Annotated in this window: 4 protein-coding genes; all 4 read right to left on the reverse strand. The window is 75.1% G+C overall.

Translation table 11 applies throughout. The features are described 5' to 3' along the window. Positions 1 to 28: 28 nt before the first annotated feature. The 4 genes from HFV08_RS23975 to pabB all read right to left on the reverse strand — a co-directional run bounded on the left by HFV08_RS23975 (position 29) and on the right by pabB (position 18,884). On the reverse strand, positions 29 to 13,144 hold the full coding sequence (locus HFV08_RS23975) for an SDR family NAD(P)-dependent oxidoreductase (RefSeq protein WP_376770705.1): 13,116 nt from the start codon (positions 13,142 to 13,144) through the stop codon (positions 29 to 31). A gap of 102 nt (positions 13,145 to 13,246) precedes the next feature. Then, entirely contained in the window at positions 13,247 to 14,431 is a 1,185-nt protein-coding gene (locus HFV08_RS23980; RefSeq protein WP_168542343.1) for a 4-hydroxybenzoate 3-monooxygenase, read from the reverse strand. After that, positions 14,428 to 16,776: a beta-glucosidase family protein gene (locus tag HFV08_RS23985; protein WP_168542345.1), complete on the reverse strand. Its 2,349-nt coding sequence runs from the start codon at positions 16,774 to 16,776 to the stop codon at positions 14,428 to 14,430. The genes HFV08_RS23980 and HFV08_RS23985 overlap by 4 nt, the downstream gene beginning before the upstream one ends. Continuing rightward, a complete protein-coding gene (gene pabB, locus HFV08_RS23990) occupies positions 16,773 to 18,884 on the reverse strand; it encodes an aminodeoxychorismate synthase component I (protein ID WP_168542347.1) in 2,112 nt (703 codons plus the stop codon). Before pabB ends, HFV08_RS23985 begins: the two co-directional genes overlap by 4 nt. Positions 18,885 to 18,892 lie beyond the last annotated feature (8 nt).

Below are 18,892 nucleotides of genomic sequence, written 5' to 3' on the forward strand. Positions count from 1 at the left end.
CGTCCAGTCCCATACTTCCCGCGCGCCGTCAGGATTCGCTGTTGTCCAGCGCCAGCTGGATCAGGGCGTCCGCGTCCATCTCGTCGATGTCCGCCGACCCGGTCCCGCCCTCTTCGGCGGGCTCCTCCTCCACATCCGCGAGCTTCAGCAGTACGTCGAGGAGCCCGGCCTCCTCGATCCGGGCCAGCGGCAGCGTCGCCAGCGCCTGCCGCAGCCGCGCCTCCCGGGGGTCCGCACCGCCGAGGTCCGCGCCCAGTTCGCCGAGGAGGTGGGCGGCGAGGGCGTTCGGGGTGGGATGGTCGAAGACCAGGGTCGCGGAGAGGGCGAGCCCGGTGGCGGCGCCGAGGCGGTTGCGCAGTTCGACCGCGGTCAGCGAGTCGAAGCCCAGGTCCTTGAAGGCGCCCTCGGCGTCGATGCCCCCGCTGCCGCCGTGGCCGAGCACCGCGGCGGCGTGGGTGCCGACGAGGTCGAGCAGGGCCTCGTGCCGCTCCGCCGGGGACAGCCCGGCGAGGCGCGCGGTGAGCGGTTCCGCCTCGGGGCCGCCCCGCTGCCCGGCCGCGACCTCGGGGAGGGCGGCGAGCAGCGGGCTCGGGCGGGCCGAGGTGAAGCCGGGGGCGAAGCGCTCCCAGTCGATGTCGACGACGGTGGCCGTGGTCAGGTCCGCGGCGAGCGCCCGGTCGAGCACCCCGAAGGCGGTGTCCTGGCGCAACGGCGTCATCCCGGCGAGCCGCATCCGCTCCACCACCGCCTCGTCCACCGCCATGCCGCCCTCGGCCCAGGGGCCCCAGGCGAGCGAGAGCGCCGGGAGGCCTTCGGCCCTGCGGCGTTCCACCAGCGCGTCCACCTGCGCGTTCGCCGCCGCGTAGTTCCCCTGCCCCGCACCACCGACCGCACCCGCGAACGAGGAGAACACGACGAAAGCGGAGAGGTCCATCCCCCGCGTCAACTCATCCAGCAACTCCGCACCCCCCGCCTTCGGCCCCAACACCCCCGCAAACCGCTCCGCGGACAACGACTCCACCACCCCGTCATCCACCACACCCGCCACATGAAACACCGCCGAGAACGCGTACTCCGCAAACAGGGCGCCAACCGACTCCCGATCACTCACCTCACACGCCATGACGTCAGCCCGAACACCCAAACCCTCCAGCTCCCGGACCAACTCCCCAGCACCAGGCGCCGAAGCACCACGACGACCGGTCAACACCAGATGCTCCACACCCCGACCCGCCAACCACCGCGCCACACCCGAACCCAACGCACCCGTACCACCCGTCACCAGGACCGATCCGGACGGCACCCGCCAGTCGGCGAGGGCGGTACGGTCCCCGGGCTTCCGGTGGACGAGACGGCGGCCGAGGGCACCCTGAGCACGCAGGGCGACCTGATCCTCGCCGGTGGCGCCGGACAGCACCGCGGCGAGCAGCCCGCCGCCCTCGCCGTCACGGGGCAGATCCACCAACCCGCCCCAGGTCTGCGGCCGTTCGAGCGCGACCACCCGCCCGAAGCCCCACACCTGCGCCTGTACGGGATCGGGCGCCTCACCCGAAGCAGCCGACACCGCGCCCCTGGTCAGACACCACAACCGCCCCGAGACCCCCACCTCGTCCAACGCCTGCACCAACGCCAGGAGTTCGGTCGCCGAGACCGGGCAGGCGACCACACCGGCCACCGGACCGCCCGCCGCCGCCTCGGTGAGTGCCCGGGGGTCCGCTGAGGCGCAGTGCACGACCTCGGCGCCCGCGGCGGTCAGCGCGCGCTCGACCTCGTACGTGGTGCCGGGCTCCGCTGCCTCCGCCGTCCCCTTCGCCCCCTTCATCCCCTTCGTCTCCGGGGTCGTCTCGCCGATCAGGAGCCAGCGGCCGGAGAGTCGGGCCTCCGGTGGGGTGAAGGGCTGCCAGGTCACCTCGTAGAGGAGGCTGTCGAGTGAGGGTCCGGTGCTGCCGCCCAGCCAGGCGGGCAGGACGGCCTCCTCGGCCGGGGCGGGCCAGTAGCGCGACCGCTGGAAGGCGTACGTGGGCAGGTCCGGCGCCGAGGTGGCGGTACCGCCGAGCAGCCTCGGCAGGTCGACCCGGGCGCCGCTCGCGTACGCCTGTCCCACGGCGTCGAGCAGTGTCCGTACCTCCGGCCGGTCCCGGCGCAGCAGCGGCAGCAGCACGAAGCGATCCTGGGGGGCGGGGGGTGCGGCACTGCCGTGGGTCTCGGCCCCGGTGTCGGTGGGGAGGCAGTCCTGGGCGGCGGCGGTGAGCACGCCGTCGGGGCCCAACTCCAGGAAATGGGTGGCCCCTTCGGCGAGCAGACTGCGCACGCCCGCGTGGAAGAGGACGGTGCTGCGCACGTGCCGTACCCAGTACGCCGGGGAGCACAAGTCCTCGGCCGCGGCGGGTTCACCCGTGACGTTCGAGAGGAGGGGAATCCGGGGTGCCGACAGGGTCAACCCGCTCACCACCGCCTCGAATTCATCGAGCATCGGCTCCATGCGCGGGGAGTGGAAGGCATGGCTCACCGCGAGCCGCTTGATCCGGTGACCGACCGCCTCCGCGAGAACCGCGATCTCCTCGACCGCATCGGCGTCACCCGAGAGCACACTCGCCCGCGGCCCGTTCACCGCCGCGACCTCGACCCGACCCTCGTACCCGGCACACAACCGGACCGCGTCCGCACCCGACACGGACACCGCCACCATCGCCCCACCCGACGGCAACGCCTCCATCAACCGGCCACGCGCAGCCACCAGTTCAGCCGCATCCGCCAGCGAGAACACCCCCGCCACATGCGCGGCCACGATCTCCCCGACCGAATGACCGAGCAGGAAGTCCGGCCGGAAGCCCCACGATTCCACGAGCCGGAAGAGCGCGACCTCCAGGGCGAAGAGCCCGGCCTGCGCCCACACCGTGCGGTTCAGCGTCTCCGCGTCACCGCCGAAGACGACGTCCCGTACCGACTCGCCCAGGTGGCGGTCCAGTTCGGCGCAGGCGGCGTCGAAGGCCTCGGCGAAGACGGGGAAGGTCTCGTACAACTCCCGGCCCATGCCGGGGCGTTGGGCACCCTGCCCGGTGAAGAGGAAGGCCCACCGGGCGTCCTCGCGGGCGGTACGGGGCGGGGTGAGGCCCCCGGCCACGGCGTCCAGGGCGGTTCGCAGCTCGTCGGCGGTGTCGCCGAGGACGGTGGCGCGGTGGGTGAACGGGGTCCGGGTGGCGGCCAGTTGGCGGCCGATCCGGGCGAGGTCGTCCGGGTCGGCGGTGGGGGCCGGGAGCCCGGCGAGTCCGTCGAGGTGGCCGCGCAGGCGCTCGGCCTGGGCGCGCAGGGCCTCGGGGGACTTGGCCGAGAGGGTCCAGAGCGCGGGCAGTGCGGGCGGGGTGGTGGGCTGCCCGGTCGCGGCGGCCGTGGGTTGCGCCAACTCCGGTACCGGCGGGGCCTCTTCGAGGATCAGATGGGCGTTGGTGCCGCTCATGCCGAAGGAGGAGACACCGGCCCGGCGCGGGCGGTCGGTGGCGGGCCAGTCGCGGCGCTCGGTGAGCAGGCTGACGGCGCCGGAGTCCCAGTCGACATGCGGGGTGGGCGCGTCGAGGTGGAGGGACCTCGGCAGAACCCCGTGCCGCAGGGCCCCCACCATCTTGATGACGGCGGCGACTCCGGCGGCGGCCTGGGTGTGCCCGAGGTTCGACTTGAGCGAGCCGAGCCACAGCGGGCGGCCCTCCGGGCGCTCCTGACCGTAGGTGGCGAGCAGGGCCCCGGCCTCGATCGGGTCACCGAGGGCGGTGCCGGTGCCGTGCGCCTCGACGACGTCGATGTCGCCGCCCCGCAGGCGGGAGTTGGCGAGGGCCTGGCGGATCACCCGTTGCTGGGCGGGGCCGTTGGGCGCGGTGAGACCGTTGCTCGCGCCGTCCTGGTTGACGGCCGAGCCGCGCACCAGGGCGAGGACCTGGTGGCCGTGGCGCCGGGCGTCGGAGAGGCGTTCGACGAGCAGCATGCCGACGCCCTCGGACCAGCCGGTGCCGTCGGCCGCCGCCGCGAAGGGCTTGCACCGGCCGTCGGCGGCGAGACCGCGCTGGCGGCTGAAGTCGATGAAGGACTGCGGGGTCGACATCACGGTCACGCCGCCCGCGAGCGCGAGCGCGCACTCGCCGCGCCGCAGCGCCTCGGCGGCCAGGTGCAGGGCGACCAGGGAGGAGGAGCAGGCCGTGTCCACGGTGAGCGCGGGACCTTCGAGCCCGAGGGCGTAGGCGATCCGGCCGGAGGCGACGCTGCTCGCGCCGCCGGTGCCGAGGTAGCCCTCCAGGTTCTCCGCGGAGTGGCCGACCAGGGCGGTGTAGTCCTGGCCGTTGGTGCCGACGAAGACACCGGTGCCGCCCGCCTCGGCGGGCCGTATCCCGGCACGTTCGAAGGCCTCCCAGGAGGTCTCCAGGAGCAGGCGCTGCTGCGGGTCCATCGCCAGCGCCTCACGGGGCGAGATCCCGAAGAAGGCCGCGTCGAACTCCGCGGCCTGGCCGAGGAATCCACCGCCCCGGGTGTACGTGGTGCCGAGCCGCCCGGGGTCCGGGTCGAAGAGGGCGTCCAGATTCCAGCCGCGGTCCGCGGGGAAGGGGGTGATCGCGTCCCGCTCCTCCGCGACCAGCTGCCACAGCTCCTCCGGGGAGCCGACACCGCCGGGGAAGCGGCAGCTCATCCCGACGATGGCGATCGGTTCCTCGCTGCCCGCGGTGTGGCGCGCCACGGTGGCGGCGCCACGCCCGTCGAGCAGTTCGCCCCGCAGATGGGCGACGAGCGCGGCGGGCGTCGGGTGGTCGAAGACCAGGGTGGCGGGCAGCTCCAGACCCGTGGCACGGACGAGCTGGTTGCGGAACTCCACCGCCGTCATCGAGTCGAACCCGAGCTCCCGGAAGGCGAGTTGGGGGTCGGCCGCCTCCTCCGCCGTGTGGCCGAGCACCGCGGCCACATGGTCCCGTACCAGGCCGAGCAGCACCCGGCCCGGGTCGGCCTCCGCCGCGAGCCGCCGCGCCAGGGGCGAACCCGCTCCGGCGGGCGCGGACGAACCGGGCGCCTCCTCCGGCTCCGAGGCCGGTCCTGTTCCTGCCGGAGTGCCGCCACCCGCGCGGGCGGAGGGCGCGGCGCTCGCGGGCCAGAAGCGGCGGCGCTGGAAGGGATACGTGGGCAGGTCCACGAGGGCGCCGCGCGGGCCGGGGAACACGGCCTCCCAGTCGGGGACGGTGCCGGAGCAGTAGAGCACGCCGAGGGCCGCGGCCAGCGAGGAGGCCTCGTCCCGGTCGCGGCGGAGCAGGGCGGTCAGGCGGTGGCCGGGGTGGGCGGAGGTTTCCCGGCTGATCCCGGTCTCGCGGTCGGCGGGCGTGTCGGGTACGGGGGCCTCCTCACGTACGGGGACCGCTTCCCGCACGGGGGCCTCCTCACGTACGGGGGCCGCTTCCCGTACGGCCGAGGGAGCCGACTCGGCGGGAGCGTGCCCACCGGCGGGAGCCTCCCCACCGGCGGAGGCGTCAGCGACCCGCTCGGCAGGGCCCTGCTCAAGCCGGTGCTGAGCCAAGGTCTCTTCGGCCAAGGCGGTGAGGACGGCGTCGGGGCCCAGTTCGGCGAAGCGGGTGACTCCGGAGTCGGCCAGGGTGCGGATGCCCTGGTGGAAGAGGACGGTGCCGCGGACGTGGCGTACCCAGTGCCCCGGGTCGCGCAGTTCCTCGGCGGTGGCGAGGCGTCCGGTCACGTTCGAGACGAGCGGGATGCGCGGCTCGGCGGGAGTCAACTCCCGGACCACCGCCGCGAATTCGTCGAGCATGGGGTCCATGCGCGGGGAGTGGAAGGCGTGGCTCACCGCGAGCCGCTTGATCCGATGGCCGACCGCCTCCGCGAGAACCGCGATCTCCTCGACCGCATCGGCGTCACCCGAGAGCACACTCGCCCGCGGCCCGTTCACCGCCGCGACCTCGACCCGACCCTCGTACCCGGCACACAACCCCACCGCGTCCGCACCCGACACGGACACCGCCACCATCGCCCCACCCGACGGCAACGCCTCCATCAACCGGCCACGCGCAGCCACCAGTTCAGCCGCATCCGCCAGCGAGAACACCCCCGCCACATGCGCGGCCACGATCTCCCCGACCGAATGACCGAGCAGGAAGTCCGGGACCACACCCCAGGACTCCAGGAGCCGGAAGAGCGCGACCTCCAGGGCGAAGAGGCCCGCCTGCGCCCACTGCGTACGGTCCAGGGCTCCGGCCCCCGCCGCCTCGCCGTCGGCGTCGGCCTCCGGGCTGAAGACGATCTCCCGTACGGGCTGGGGCAGATGGGGGTCGAGGGCCGCGCAGACCGCGTCGAAGGCCTCGGCGTAGACGGGGAAGGTCTCGTACAACTCGCGGCCCATACCGGGGCGTTGGGCACCCTGGCCGGTGAAGAGGAAGGCCAGGCGGCCCGGCAGCGGTACGCCCTGTTCGAGTCCCGCCGCGGGGCGGTCCTCGGCCAGGGCGCCGAGGGCGGTGAGGAGTCGCGTACGGTCCCCGGCGACGAGGGCGGCGCGGTGGGCGAGCGGGGAGCGGCCGAGGGCCAGGGCGCGTGCGACCTGAGGGGCGGTCAGCTCCGGTCGGGCGAGGAGCAGTTCACGCAGCTGCCCGGCCTTGCGGCGGACCGCTTCCTGGGTGCGGCCGGACAGCACGGCGACGGCGGGCCGGGGCGCTTCGGCGGCCGGGGTCTCCAAGGCGGGGGCGGCGGGGGCCTGTTCGAGGAGGAGGTGGGCGTTGGTGCCGCTGATGCCGAAGGAGGAGACGGCGGCCCGGCGGGGGCGGCCGGTCTCCGGCCAGGGGCGCTCCTCGGTCAGCAGGCGTACGGCGCCCGCGGACCAGTCGACGTGCGAGGTCGGCGCGTCCACGTGCAGGGTGCGCGGGAGCACCCCGTGCCGCATCGCCATGACCATCTTGATCACACCGGCCGCGCCCGCGGCGGCCTGGGTGTGCCCGAGGTTGGACTTGACCGAGCCGAGCCACAGCGGGCGGTCCTCGGGCCGCCCCTGCCCGTAGGTGGCGAGCAGGGCCCCGGCCTCGATCGGGTCGCCGAGGGCGGTGCCGGTGCCGTGCGCCTCCACCGCGTCGATGTCCGCGGGGGTGAGCCGGGCGCGGCTCAGAGCCTGGCCGATGACGCGTTCCTGGGAGGGTCCGTTGGGGGCGGTCATGCCGTTGGAGGCGCCGTCCTGGTTGACGGCGGAGCCGCGCAGCACGGCGAGCACGCGGTGGCCGTTGCGCTCGGCGTCGGACAGCCGCTCCAGGAGGACCATGCCGATGCCCTCGGACCAGGAGGTGCCGTCGGCGGCCTCGGCGAAGGGCTTGCAGCGGCCGTCGGGGGCGAGTCCGCGCTGCCGGGAGAACTCGACGAAGGTGTGCGGCGCCGCCATCACGGTGACCCCGCCCGCGAGCGCGAGTCCGCACTCGCCCTGCCGCAGCGCCTGGGCGGCCAGGTGCAGGGAGACCAGCGAGGAGGAGCAGGCGGTGTCCACGGTGACCGCGGGGCCTTCGAGCCCGAAGGTGTAGGCGATCCGGCCGGAGGCGACGCTGCCCGCGCTGCCGTTGCCCGCGTAGCCCTCGACCTCGGGCTCGTCTGCGAGCAGGTTGACGTAGTCGTGGTACATGACGCCGGTGAAGACGCCGGTCCTGCTGCCGCGCAGGCTCGCGGGGGCGATCCCGGCGCGCTCGAAGGCCTCCCAGGAGGCTTCGAGGAGGAGGCGCTGCTGCGGGTCCATCGCCAGCGCCTCGCGCGGGGAGATCCCGAAGAGCAGCGGGTCGAACTCGGCGGCCCCGTCGAGGAATCCGCCCTCCCGGACATAGGAGGTGCCCTTGCGCGCGGGGTCCGGGTCGAAGAGGGCGTCGAGGTCCCAGCCGCGGTCGGTGGGGAAGCCGGAGATGGCGTCGCCGCCGGAGCGCACCAGCTCCCACAGGTCCTCCGGGGAGCGCACCCCGCCGGGGAAGCGGCAGCTCATGGCGACCACGGCGAGGGGTTCCTCGGGGGCGGCGGCGGGCCCGGCCGGGGCGGTGGCGGCGGTGCCCCGGTCGTCCAGGAGCCTGCCGCGCAGATGGGCGGCGAGCGCGGCGGGGGTCGGCTGGTCGAAGACGAGGGTGGCGGGCAGCCGCAGGCCGGTGGCGGCGGAGAGCCGGTTGCGCAGTTCGACGGCGCTCAGCGAGTCGAACCCGGCGTCCTTGAACACCTGGGCGGGCTCGGGCAGTTCATGGGCGGCCCGGCCGAGCACTGCGGCGGCCTCGGTGGTGACGAGGTCGAGCAGGAGGCGTTCTTGCTGCGGCGCCCCGAGGGCCGCGAGGCGTCCGGCGAAGGAGCCGGGGGCGGTCGCGGCCCGGGCCGCCGGCCTCGGCGCGGCGGGGGCGGCGAAGTGGGCGAGTACGGGCGGCAGTTCGCCCGCGGCGGCGAGTGCGGCGCGGTCGAGGCGTACGGGGAAGAGCACCGGCCGGGGGTGGCCGAGGGCCAGGTCGAGGAGGGCGAGGGCCTGCTCGGTGGGGAGGGCGCGCATGCCGCCGCGGCCCAGCCGCCGGGTGTCGGTCTCCGCGAGTCCGCTGGTCAGGCCGCTGCGTTCGGCCCACAGTCCCCAGCCGAGGGAGAGTGCGGGCAGCCCTTCGGCGCGCCGCCGGGCGGCGAGGGCGTCCAGGAAGGAGTTGGCCGCGGCGTAGGCGGCCTGCCCGGGGGCGCCGAGCACACCCGCCGCCGAGGAGAACAACACAAAGGCGGTGAGCGGGAGTTCACGGGTGAGTGCGTGCAGATTGCGGGCGGCGTCGGCCTTGGGGCGCAGCACCACGTCGAGCCGGTCGGCGGTCAGCGTCTCCACGGTGGCGTCGCCGAGCACCCCGGCCGCGTGCACCACCGCGCGCAGCGGCGCCTTCTCCGGCACGGTGGCGAGCAGTGCCGCGAGCGCCTCCCGGTCGGCCGCGTCGCAGGCGGCGGTGCGCACCGACTCGGCGCCGAGCGCGGCCAGTTCGGCGGTGACCTCCGCCTCGGCCTCGGGGCTCGCACCGCCGCGGCCGATCAGCAGCAGATGGCGTACGCCGTGCGCGGCGACCAGGTGCCGGGCGACCGCGCGGCCGAGGACGCCCAGGCCGCCGGTGATCAGGACGGTTCCCTCGGGCCCGAACTCGCCGCCGGGCGGGGCCACTTCGCTCTCGGCGGTGTCCCGGGCGGCGGGCACCAGGCGCGGCACCCGCAACTCGCCTTCGTACAGGGCTGCTTGAGGGTGGCCCTGGCCCGCCGCTGCGGCGAGGGCCTCGGGTTCCGCGGCCGGGTCGGCGTCCAACAGGGCGAAGCGGCCGGGGTGTTCGGACTGGGCGGAGCGGACCAGTCCGCGGACCGCCGCGGCCACCGGATCGGTCTCGGCGGCCCGGGTCAGGAACACCGTGCGCGGCGCGTTCTCCTCGGCGAGGGCCCGGTGCAGGGCCTCCAGGGTCTCGTGCAGGGCGGTGCGCAGGCCCCGGGAGGTGTCGGGCGCGACGGTCACCGGCGGTTCCTCGGCTGTGCCGGTGGCGGGTGCGGGCACCCAGTCCAGCTGGAGGAGGTCCTGTCCGGCCGTGGAGAGGAGGGCGGGGTCCAGGGGGCGCAGGGCCAGCGAGGCGACCGAGACCACGGGGTGGCCGCTCTCGTCGGTGGCATCGAGGGCGAGGGCGCCTGGTCCGGCGGCGGTGAGCCGTACCCGCAGGGTGGTGGCACCGCCGGCGTGCAGGCGCACCCCGCCGAAGGCGAAGGGCAGCCGGGGGCCCGCGGAGCCGGGGAGCACTCCCCCGAGGGCGGCGGGCTGGAGGGCGGCGTCCAGGAGGGCGGGGTGCAGGCCGTAGCCCTCGGCGGGGGCGGCCTCCGGCGCCGGTTCGGGCAGGCGGACCTCGGCGAAGAGTTCCGCCCCGCGCCGCCAGGCGGCCGTCAGGCCCTGGAAGGCGGGCCCGTAGGCGAAGCCCTCGGCGGCGCGGTCGGCGTAGAAGCCGTCCAGGGCGAGGGGTTCGGCGCCGCGCGGGGGCCACTCGGGATCGGGGGCGGGGGCCGGGTCGGTGTCGGGGGCGAGGAGGCCCTCGGCGTGCCGGGTCCACTCGCCGCCCCGGGGGCGGGCCCAGGCGGTGAGCGGGCGCCGCCCGTCGGGCGCGGCGTCGCCGACGGCGAACTGGAGCTGGATCTCCTCCTGTTCGGCCCAGGCCAGCGGGGCGTGCAGGGTGAGTTCGTCGAGCCGGGCGCAGCCGACGTGGTCCCCGGCGCGGACGGCGAGTTCCACGAAGGCGGTGCCCGGCAGGAGTACCCGGCCCGCCACCGCGTGGTCGGCCAGCCAGGGCTGGCGGCGCGGTGAGAGCAGCCCGGTGAAGACGTAGCCGTCGCTTCCGGCGAGGGCGACCGCGGCGCCGAGCAGCGGATGCCCGGCGCCCTCCGCCCCGGCGGGGACCGCGCCGCTCCCGGTGGCGGCGCCGTCGAGCCAGTAGCGGCTGCGCTGGAAGGCGTAGGTGGGCAGCTCGACGCGGGGCGCGTCCGGGTGGGGGGCGGCCCAGTCCACCCGGGCGCCGTGGGTGTGGATCTCGGCGAGGGCGCGGGCGAAGGTGCCCACCTCCTCGCGGTCCCGGCGCAGGGCGGCGCTGAAGCGGACCGGCTGGGCGGCGGGCTCCGCGGCGAGGCAGTCCTCGGCGAGGGCGCTGAGCACGGCGTCCGGGCCCAACTCCAGGCAGGCGGTGACCCCGTGGGCGGCGAGGGCGCGGACCCCGTCGTGGAAGAGGACAGTCCCGCGGGCGTGGCGCACCCAGTACTCGGGCGCGCACAGCTCCTCGGGGCGGGCGAGGCGGCCGGTGACATTGGAGACGAGCGGCACGGTGGGCGGCTTGAACTCCAGCCGGGAGACGACCGCGAGGAAGCGGTCCAGCATGGGGTCCATCCGCGGCGAGTGGAAGGCATGGCTGACCCGCAGCCGCTTGGTGCGGAACTCCCCCAGCCCGGCGGCGAGTTCGGTCACCGCGTCCTCGTCGCCGGAGAGTACGACGGCCGCCGGTCCGTTGATCGCGGCGAGCGCGGCCCGGCCCTCGTATCCGGCGAGCAGCGGGCGGACCGCCTCGGCGGGGGCGGCCACGGAGAGCATGGCGCCGCCCGCCGGCAGCGCCTCCATCAGCCTGCCGCGCGCGGCGACCAGGGCGCAGGCCTCGGGGAGTTCCAGCATGCCCGCGACATGGGCGGCGACGATCTCGCCGACCGAGTGGCCGAGCAGCACGTCCGGGCGCACCCCCCAGCTCTCGGCGAGCCGGAACAGGGCGCTCTCCTGGGCGAAGAGCGCGGCCTGGGTGTAGGCGGTGCGGTGCAGCAGCGCGGCCTCGGGGCTGCCCTCGGCGGCGTGCACGACCTCGCGCAGCGGGGTGTCGAAGTAGCGGTCGAGGTGGGCGCAGGCCTCGTCGAAGGCGCGGGCGTAGACCGGGTGCGCGGCGTACAGGGCGGTGCCCATGCCGGGCCGCTGGGAGCCCTGGCCGGTGAAGAGCAGGGCGAGCCGTCCGGGCACGGCGGTGCCCTCGACCAGAGAGTCGGCGCCGGTGCCCGCGGCAAGCGCGGTCAGCGCGGTCCGCAGCTCCGCGGCGTCGGCGCCGAGGACCACGGCGCGGTGGTCGAAGGCGGTGCGGGTGGTGGCCAGGGCGCGGGCGGTGCCGCCGAGGGAGGGGGTGCCGCCGGGGCGCGCCGGGTCGGTCGCGGCGAGGAGGGCCGCCGCCTGGCCGCGCAGGGCCTCGGGGCTCCGGGCGCTCAACGGCCAGGCGTACAGGGGCAGTCGGGGTTCGTCCTGGGCGGGTCGGGGCGCGGGCTGCGGTGCCTGTTCCAGGACGAGGTGGGCGTTGGTGCCGCTGATGCCGAAGGAGGAGACCGCGGCGCGGCGGGGGCGGCCGGTCTCGGGCCAGTCGGTGCGTTCGCCGAGCAGGCCGATCTTCCCGGCCGACCAGTCGACCTGGGGGCTCGGCCGGTCCAGGTGCAGGGTCCTCGGCAGGACGCCCGCGCGCAGCGCCATGACCATCTTGATGACCCCGGCGGCTCCGGCCGCGGCCTGGGTGTGGCCGAGGTTCGACTTCACCGCGCCCAGCCAGAGCGGCCGTTCGCGGTCCTGGCCGTAGGTGGCGAGCAGGGCGTGCGCCTCGATGGGGTCGCCGAGGGTGGTGCCGGTGCCGTGCGCCTCCACCGCGTCGACCTCGGCGGGGGTGAGCCGCGCCTGGTCGAGGGCCTGGCGGATGACGCGCTGCTGGGCGGGCCCGTTCGGGACGGTCATGCCGCTGCTGGCGCCGTCCTGGTTGACGGCGGAGCCGCGGATCACGGCGAGCACCGGGTGGCCGTGGGCCTCGGCGTCGCTGAGGCGCTCCAGGAGCAGCATGCCGGCGCCCTCGCCCCAGCCGGTGCCGTCGGCCGCGGCGGCGAAGGGCTTGCAGCGGCCGTCGGCGGCGAGTCCGCGCTGCTGGCTGAAGTCGACGAAGAGGTCGAGGGAGGACATCACGGTGACGCCGCCCGCGAGCGCGAGTCCGCACTCGCCCTGCCGCAGTGCCTGGGCGGCCAGATGCAGGGTGACCAGCGAGGAGGAGCAGGCCGTGTCCACGGTGACGGCGGGCCCTTCGAGCCCCAGGGTGTACGAGATCCGCCCGGAGGCGACGCTGCCCGCGTTGCCGCTGCCCGCGTACACCTCGACGCCCGGTGGCAGGGCGTCCAGGCGGGAGACGTAGTCGTGGTGCATGACGCCCGCGAAGACGCCGGTGCGGCTGCCGCGCAGGCTCCGCGGGTCGATCCCGGCGCGCTCCACGGCCTCCCAGGCGGTCTCCAGGAGGAGGCGCTGCTGCGGGTCCATGGCGAGCGCCTCGCGCGGGGAGATCCCGAAGAACTCCGCGTCGAAGGCGCCCGCTTCGGTGAGGAAGCCGCCCTCGCGGACATAGGTGGTGCCGCGGTGGTCGGGGTCGGGGTGGTAGCGGCCTTCGAGGTCCCAGCCGCGGTCGGCGGGGAAGGCGCCGACCGCGTCGCGCTCGTCGAGCAGCAGCCGCCACAGCTCCTCCGGGCTGCGCACCCCGCCCGGGAAGCGGCAGCTCATGGCGACGATCGCGACCGGTTCGGCCTCCTCGGCGGCGCGCAGCTTCTCCTTGGTCTGGTGCAGTTCGGCAGTCACCCACCGGAGGTGGTCGAGCAGCTTCTGTTCGTTGGTCATGACGTCCGGACTCCAGTTGGTCAAGGAAGGTGCACCGCGCGCGGGACGTCTCCCGCGGGCGGCTCAGCGGCGGGCCACGCCGGTGTACTGCTCGGCGAAGTTCCGTGCCTCGGCCTCGGAGGACAGGAGGTGCGCGAAGCGGGCCCGGCGCAGCCTGCGGGAGTAGGGCTCCTCGTCGGGCGCCTCGTGCAGCAGGGAGGTCATCGCCTCGGAGAACTCCTGGCCGAGCCAGGCCCGGCGCAGCGCGGTGGGGGCGTAGGCGTCGAGGTCCGCGCGCCGCCCCTGCCCGTACCAGCTGCTCAGCGCCTCGGCGAGCAGCCGGGCGTCGGCGACGGCGAGGTTGAGCCCCTTGGCCGCGCTCGGCGGGACGATATGGGCGGCGTCGCCGACCAGGAACAGCCTGCGGTACTGGACCGGTTCGGCGACGAAGCCGCGCAGCGGCACCAGGACGCGTTCCAGGATCTCGCCGGTGGGCAGGGCGCCGGTGCCGCCGGTGAGGCGGAAGTCCAGCTCCCGCCAGATCGCCTCGTCGCTGCGGTCCCCGGCGCGCTCGCCCGGCGGCACCTGGAGGTAGAGGCGGCTGACGGTGTGCGAGCGCATGCTGCTCAGCGCGAAGCCGTGCCCGCTGACGGCGTAGACCAGCTCCGGCGACATCGGCGGGGCTGCGGCGAGCACCCCGAGCCAGGAGAAGGGGTACGTACGGGAGTGGCCGGTGAGTTTCCCGGCGGGTATCGCGCGGCGGCTGACCCCGTGGAAGCCGTCGCAGCCCGCGAGGAACTCGCAGGCGATCTCGGTGGGCCGGCCGTCCAGGGTGCAGTGCAGGAGCGCGCCGTCGCCGGTGACGGCGTCCACCGAGACGTCCTCGACCCCGAAGTGCAGTCCCGGTTCGTCCTCGCGGACGGCGATCAGGTCCTTGACGACCTCCTGCTGCCCGTACATCCACACGGCGGCGCCGCTGAGTTCGGCGAAGGGCATCCGGTGGTGCTCGCCGTCGAGCCGCCACTCGAAGCCCTCGTGGACCAGGCCCTCGCGGTCCAGGCGGTCCGCGGCCCCGGCGGCGCGCAGGGTCCGCACGGTGCCCTCCTCGAGCAGCCCGGCCCGTACCCGCTTCTCCACGTAGGCGCGGCTGCGGCGCTCCAGTACGAGGGAGTCGATGCCGTTCAGCTTGAGGAGCCGGGACAGGAGCAGCCCGGAGGGGCCGGCGCCGATGATGCAGACCGGGGTGCGCAGGGTTCTGACGGTGCTCACAGGCTCAGCTCCCCCGTCGCCGAGACGCTCACCTCGGCGGTCAGCGGCAGCAGGGCCGAGGAGGGGCCGACCTGGAGGGCGCGGCGGCCCGGGGCCGGGGCCCAGGCGCGCAGTCCGGTGTCCCAGTGGGCGAAGCGGCGGGCGTCCAGGGTGACGGTGAGCCGGGTGGCGGCGCCGGGTTCCAGGGTGGCGGCGGCGTATCCGGCGAGCGCCCGGGGCGGCTGCTCGGCGCCGGCCTCGGGGCCCGCGCCGAGGTAGACCTGCGCGATCTCGCGGCCAGGGCGCCCGCCGGTGTTGCGGACCGTGAAGGAGACCTCCAACTCCTCGCCCCGCACGGCGAGTTCGAGGTCCTGGTAGCCGAACTCGGTGTAGCTGAGGCCGTGTCCGAAGGGGAAGAGCGGGGCGGTGCCGGTCCTGTCGTGCCAGCGGTAGCCGCTCAACAGGCCCTCGGAGTAGTCGACTCGGCCGTCCTCGCCCGGGTAGCGGCGGGCGTCCCCGGCGAAGGGGGTGTGCGCGGCGTCCACCGGGAAGCTCTGGGTGAGCTTGCCGCTCGGGTTGACCTCGCCGAAGAGCAGCCGCCCGGTGGCCTCGGCGCCCCGCTCCCCCGGGTACCAGATGTCGAGCACCCCGGCGACCTCGTCCAGCCAGGGCATCGGCACCGAGGAGCCGGTGTTGAGGACCACCACGGTGTTCGGGTTGGCCCTCGCCACCTCGGTGATCAGGGTGTCCTGGAGGCCGGGGAGTCCGAGGGCGGGGCGGTCGATGAGTTCGGCGAGTTCGTCGTAGGCGAAGACGACGGCGGCCTCGGCGTCCCGGGCCGCCGCCACGGCCTCCTCGATGTCGGCGCGGGCCTGCCGCGGGGTGACCCAGCCGAGGGTGAGCCGCACCGGCTGGCTGGGCACCGGCAGCGCGGAGAGCACCAGCTTGTACGTGCCGGGCTCCAGGTCGGCCGTGAGGCCCGCGGTGTCGCCGAAGGAGCTGCCCGCGAAGACGCGGGGGTGGCCCTCCAGGTCGATGGCGGCGTAGCCGCCGAGGGCGGTGACCGCGATGCGGTAGCGGCCGGGGGTCTCGATGGTGAGGCGGCCCTCGTAGAAGTAGTCGGGCTCGGTGGAGGGGCCGGGGGCGACCTCGCCCTCGCGGAACGGCGGCTGGAGAGCGGAGGCGGGCACCGGGCGGCCCGCCGGGTCCTCGCCGACCCGGAAGACGACGTCCTCGGCGCCGAGCCGCTCGGTGAGGACCTCCAGGGGGGTGCTCGCCCGCTCGGGGACGACCAGGGCGCTGCCCACCCCGGCGGTCTTGGGGGTGCGGGCGGGCAGCCCGATCACGGCAAGTCCCTTGCCCCGCAAGGCCTGTTCGGACAGCGGCAGCACCCCGCGCGGATTGTGCAGGAGCACCGCGCCCGCCTCGGCGATCTCCTGGGCGAGGGCGCTCCCGCGGGCGGCGTCGCGGGTGGTGACGGGGGCCTGGCTGCCGTCGAGGAGACCGAAGCGGGCCATCTGGCCGAGGATGCGGGCGACCGAACGGTCGAGCACCTTCTCGTCGATACGGCCCTCGGTGACCGCCTCGTCCAGGGCGGCGCCGAGGTGCTTGCCGTCGGGCATCTCCTGGTCGAGTCCGCGCTCGACGGCGGCGGTGTCGTGCACGGCGTCCCAGTCGCTCATCACCCAGCCCTCGAAGCCCCACTCCTCGCGCAGCAGGGTGGTGAGCAGGGCCTCGTTCTGGCAGGAGAAGTCGCCGTTGACGCTGTTGGTCGCGCCCATCAGGGCACCCGCTCCGGCCTCCACCACGGCCTGGAAGGCGGGGAGTTCGAGTTCCCGCAGGGTGCGCTCGTCGACGCGTACGTCGACGGCCATCCGGTTCTCCTCCTGGTTGTTGGCGAGGAAGTGCTTGGGCATCGCGATGACGCCCTGCGCCTGGATGCCGCGCACCACCGCGGTGCCGATCGCGGTGACCAGGAGCGGATCCTCCCCGTACAGCTCGAAGTTGCGACCGCCGAAGGGCTGGCGGAGCAGGTTGAGCATCGGGCCGATCAGTACGTCCTGGCGTTTGGCGCGGGCCTCGTGGCCGAGGAACTCCCCGTAGCGGGCGGCGAGTTCCTCGTCGAAGGCGCAGGACAGGGCGATCGGGGCGGGCAGCGCGGTGGTGGTCTTGCGCTTCATCCGCACGCCCGCGGGTCCGTCGGTCATCCGCAGCGGGGGGATGCCGAGCCGCGGGACGCCGGGGATGTAGCCGGACTGGCCGAGCTGCTCCGGGTCGTCGGCGCCGTGGAGGAAGGAGAGCTTCTCCTGCCGGGTCATCGCCTCGACCAGAGCGGTCACATCGGTCTGGGGTGTCTGCGGGGTCATGCGAGGTCACTTCCGTTGGACTCGGCGGGTGCGGCGGCAGCGGCGGCCGACAGGGGGTGGGCGCGCAGGGCGCGGGCCGGGGCGTCGGCCTTGAGCAGCATCTCCTCGTACTCGTCCACCGGGTCGGAGTCGAGGACGATGGCGCCGCCCGCGCCGAGTTCCCAGCGGTCCCCGGTGCGGACCATGGTGCGGATGACGATGTTGAGGTCGGCGGCGCCGTTGCAGGACAGATAGCCGAGCGAGCCGGAGTAGATGCCGCGGGCGCGCCGCTCCAGGGATTCGATGATCTCCAGGGTGCGCAGCTTGGGCGCGCCGGTCATCGAGCCGCCGGGGAAGCAGGCCCGTACGCAGTCGACGGCGTCGGCGCCCGGCTTGAGGCGGCCGCGGACGGTCGAGACGAGCTGGTGCACCGTGGCGTAGCTCTCGGCCGCCATCAGCACCGGCACCTCGACCGAGCCGACCTCGCAGACCCGCCCGAGGTCGTTGCGGAGCAGGTCGACGATCATCAGGTTCTCGGCGCGGGTCTTGGCGCTGGAGACCAGTTCGCGGCGGGCGGCCTCGTCCTCGGCGGGGGTCGCGCCGCGCGGGGCGGTGCCCTTGATCGGCTTGGTCTCGGCCGTGCCGCCCGGGCTGATCCTGAGGAAGCGCTCCGGCGAGGAGCAGGCCACGTCGAGGTCACCGAGGTGCAGGAAGGCCGCGTACGGCGCCGGGTTGAGCCTGCGCAGCCTGCGGTAGGTCTCCCAGCCGCTGTCGTACGCGGGGAAGTCGGCGGAGTTGGTCAGGCAGACCTCGTAGCTCTCGCCCGCGTGCAGGTGGTCCTGGCTGGCCTGGACCGCGCGGACATAGGCCTCCCGGCCGTGGGCGAGGCGGGGCTCGACCGGGCCGGAGGCGACGGCGGGCGGCTCGTCGAGGGGGCCGAGCGCGCCGAGCCGGGCGGCGGTCCGCTCCAGCCAGCGGGTGGCGGCCCCGGTGTCGGGGCCCTCGCTGAGGGCGAGGAGGTAGGTGCGCCGGGCGGCGTGGTCGACGGCGAGGAAGCGGTCCGCGAACAGCCATACGGCGTCGGGGGTCCGGGCGGTGTGGGCGTTCGGGGAGCCGCAGTCGGCCTTGAGTTCGTAGCCGAAGTAGCCGACGTAGCCGCCGGTGAAGTCGAAGGGCAGCGGCGGGGCTTCGATCTCGCGGCGGGTCAACTCCCGCTTGAGGTAGTCGAATACGGACTCGCGGTGTACCGAGGGCCGTGCGGCGTCGACCACGACGAGCCCCTCGCCGGTGCGGTAGCGCACGGTCTCGGCGAGCGGCCCCGACGCGTCGCCGAGGAAGGAGAACCGGGACAGGCCCTCCTCGACGCGGGCGCTGTCCAGCCAGAAGGCGTGCGCGGAGTCCGCGTAGAGCTCCTGGAAGGCGGCCTCGGTGTCGACGGCGCCCGCGAGTTCGCGTACGTGCAGCCGGTAGCGCTGCGGCTGGACGGGGGCCCCGGGCTCCTCCCGTGCGGACACGCCGGTCCCCGCCGCGCTGCCGCGGCTCCTCGGGGCGCTGCCCGAACTCCGGCTCAGGTCACGGAAGTTGGCCATCAGCCGCAGGCCGTGCTCGGTCTCGATGGACTCCGGGTGGAACTGCACGCCCCAGCGCGGCAGCCGCCGGTGCCGCAGCGCCTGGACGACGCCGTCCTCGGAGCGGGCGATGGCCTCCAGCTCGTGCGGCAGCGGCTCGGCCACGCACAGCGAGTGGTAGCGCACCGCCCCGAACTCGACGGGGATGCCGCCGAAGAGCGGGTCGCCGTTGTGCACCACCCGGGTGACGTGCCCGTGCCGGGCGCGCGGGGCGGGGATGACCTCGCCGCCCTCGGAGACGGCGAGGCCCTGGTGGCCGAGGCAGACCCCGAGCACCGGCAGCTCGGTCTTGCGCAGCACGTCCAGGGAGATGCCGAAGTCGCGGGGGCGCGCCGGGTGGCCGGGCCCGGGCGAGATCACCACGTTGTCGTAGCGGTCGAGGTCGGGCAGCTCCCCGGCGTCGTTGGTGAGGACGTCGGGCTCCTCGCCGTTGACCTGTCCCAGGAGGTGGAAGAGGTTGTAGGTGTAGGAGTCGTAGTTGTCGATCAGCAGAGTCCGCACGGTCGCAC

The organism is Streptomyces physcomitrii (assembly GCF_012273655.1).
Lineage (GTDB): Bacteria > Actinomycetota > Actinomycetes > Streptomycetales > Streptomycetaceae > Streptomyces > Streptomyces physcomitrii.

Coding starts and splice junctions, on each gene's coding strand:
- HFV08_RS23985 (WP_168542345.1), bottom strand. CDS start 16,776: ATGACCCCGCAGACACCCCAGACCGATGTGACCGCTCTGGTCGAGGCG.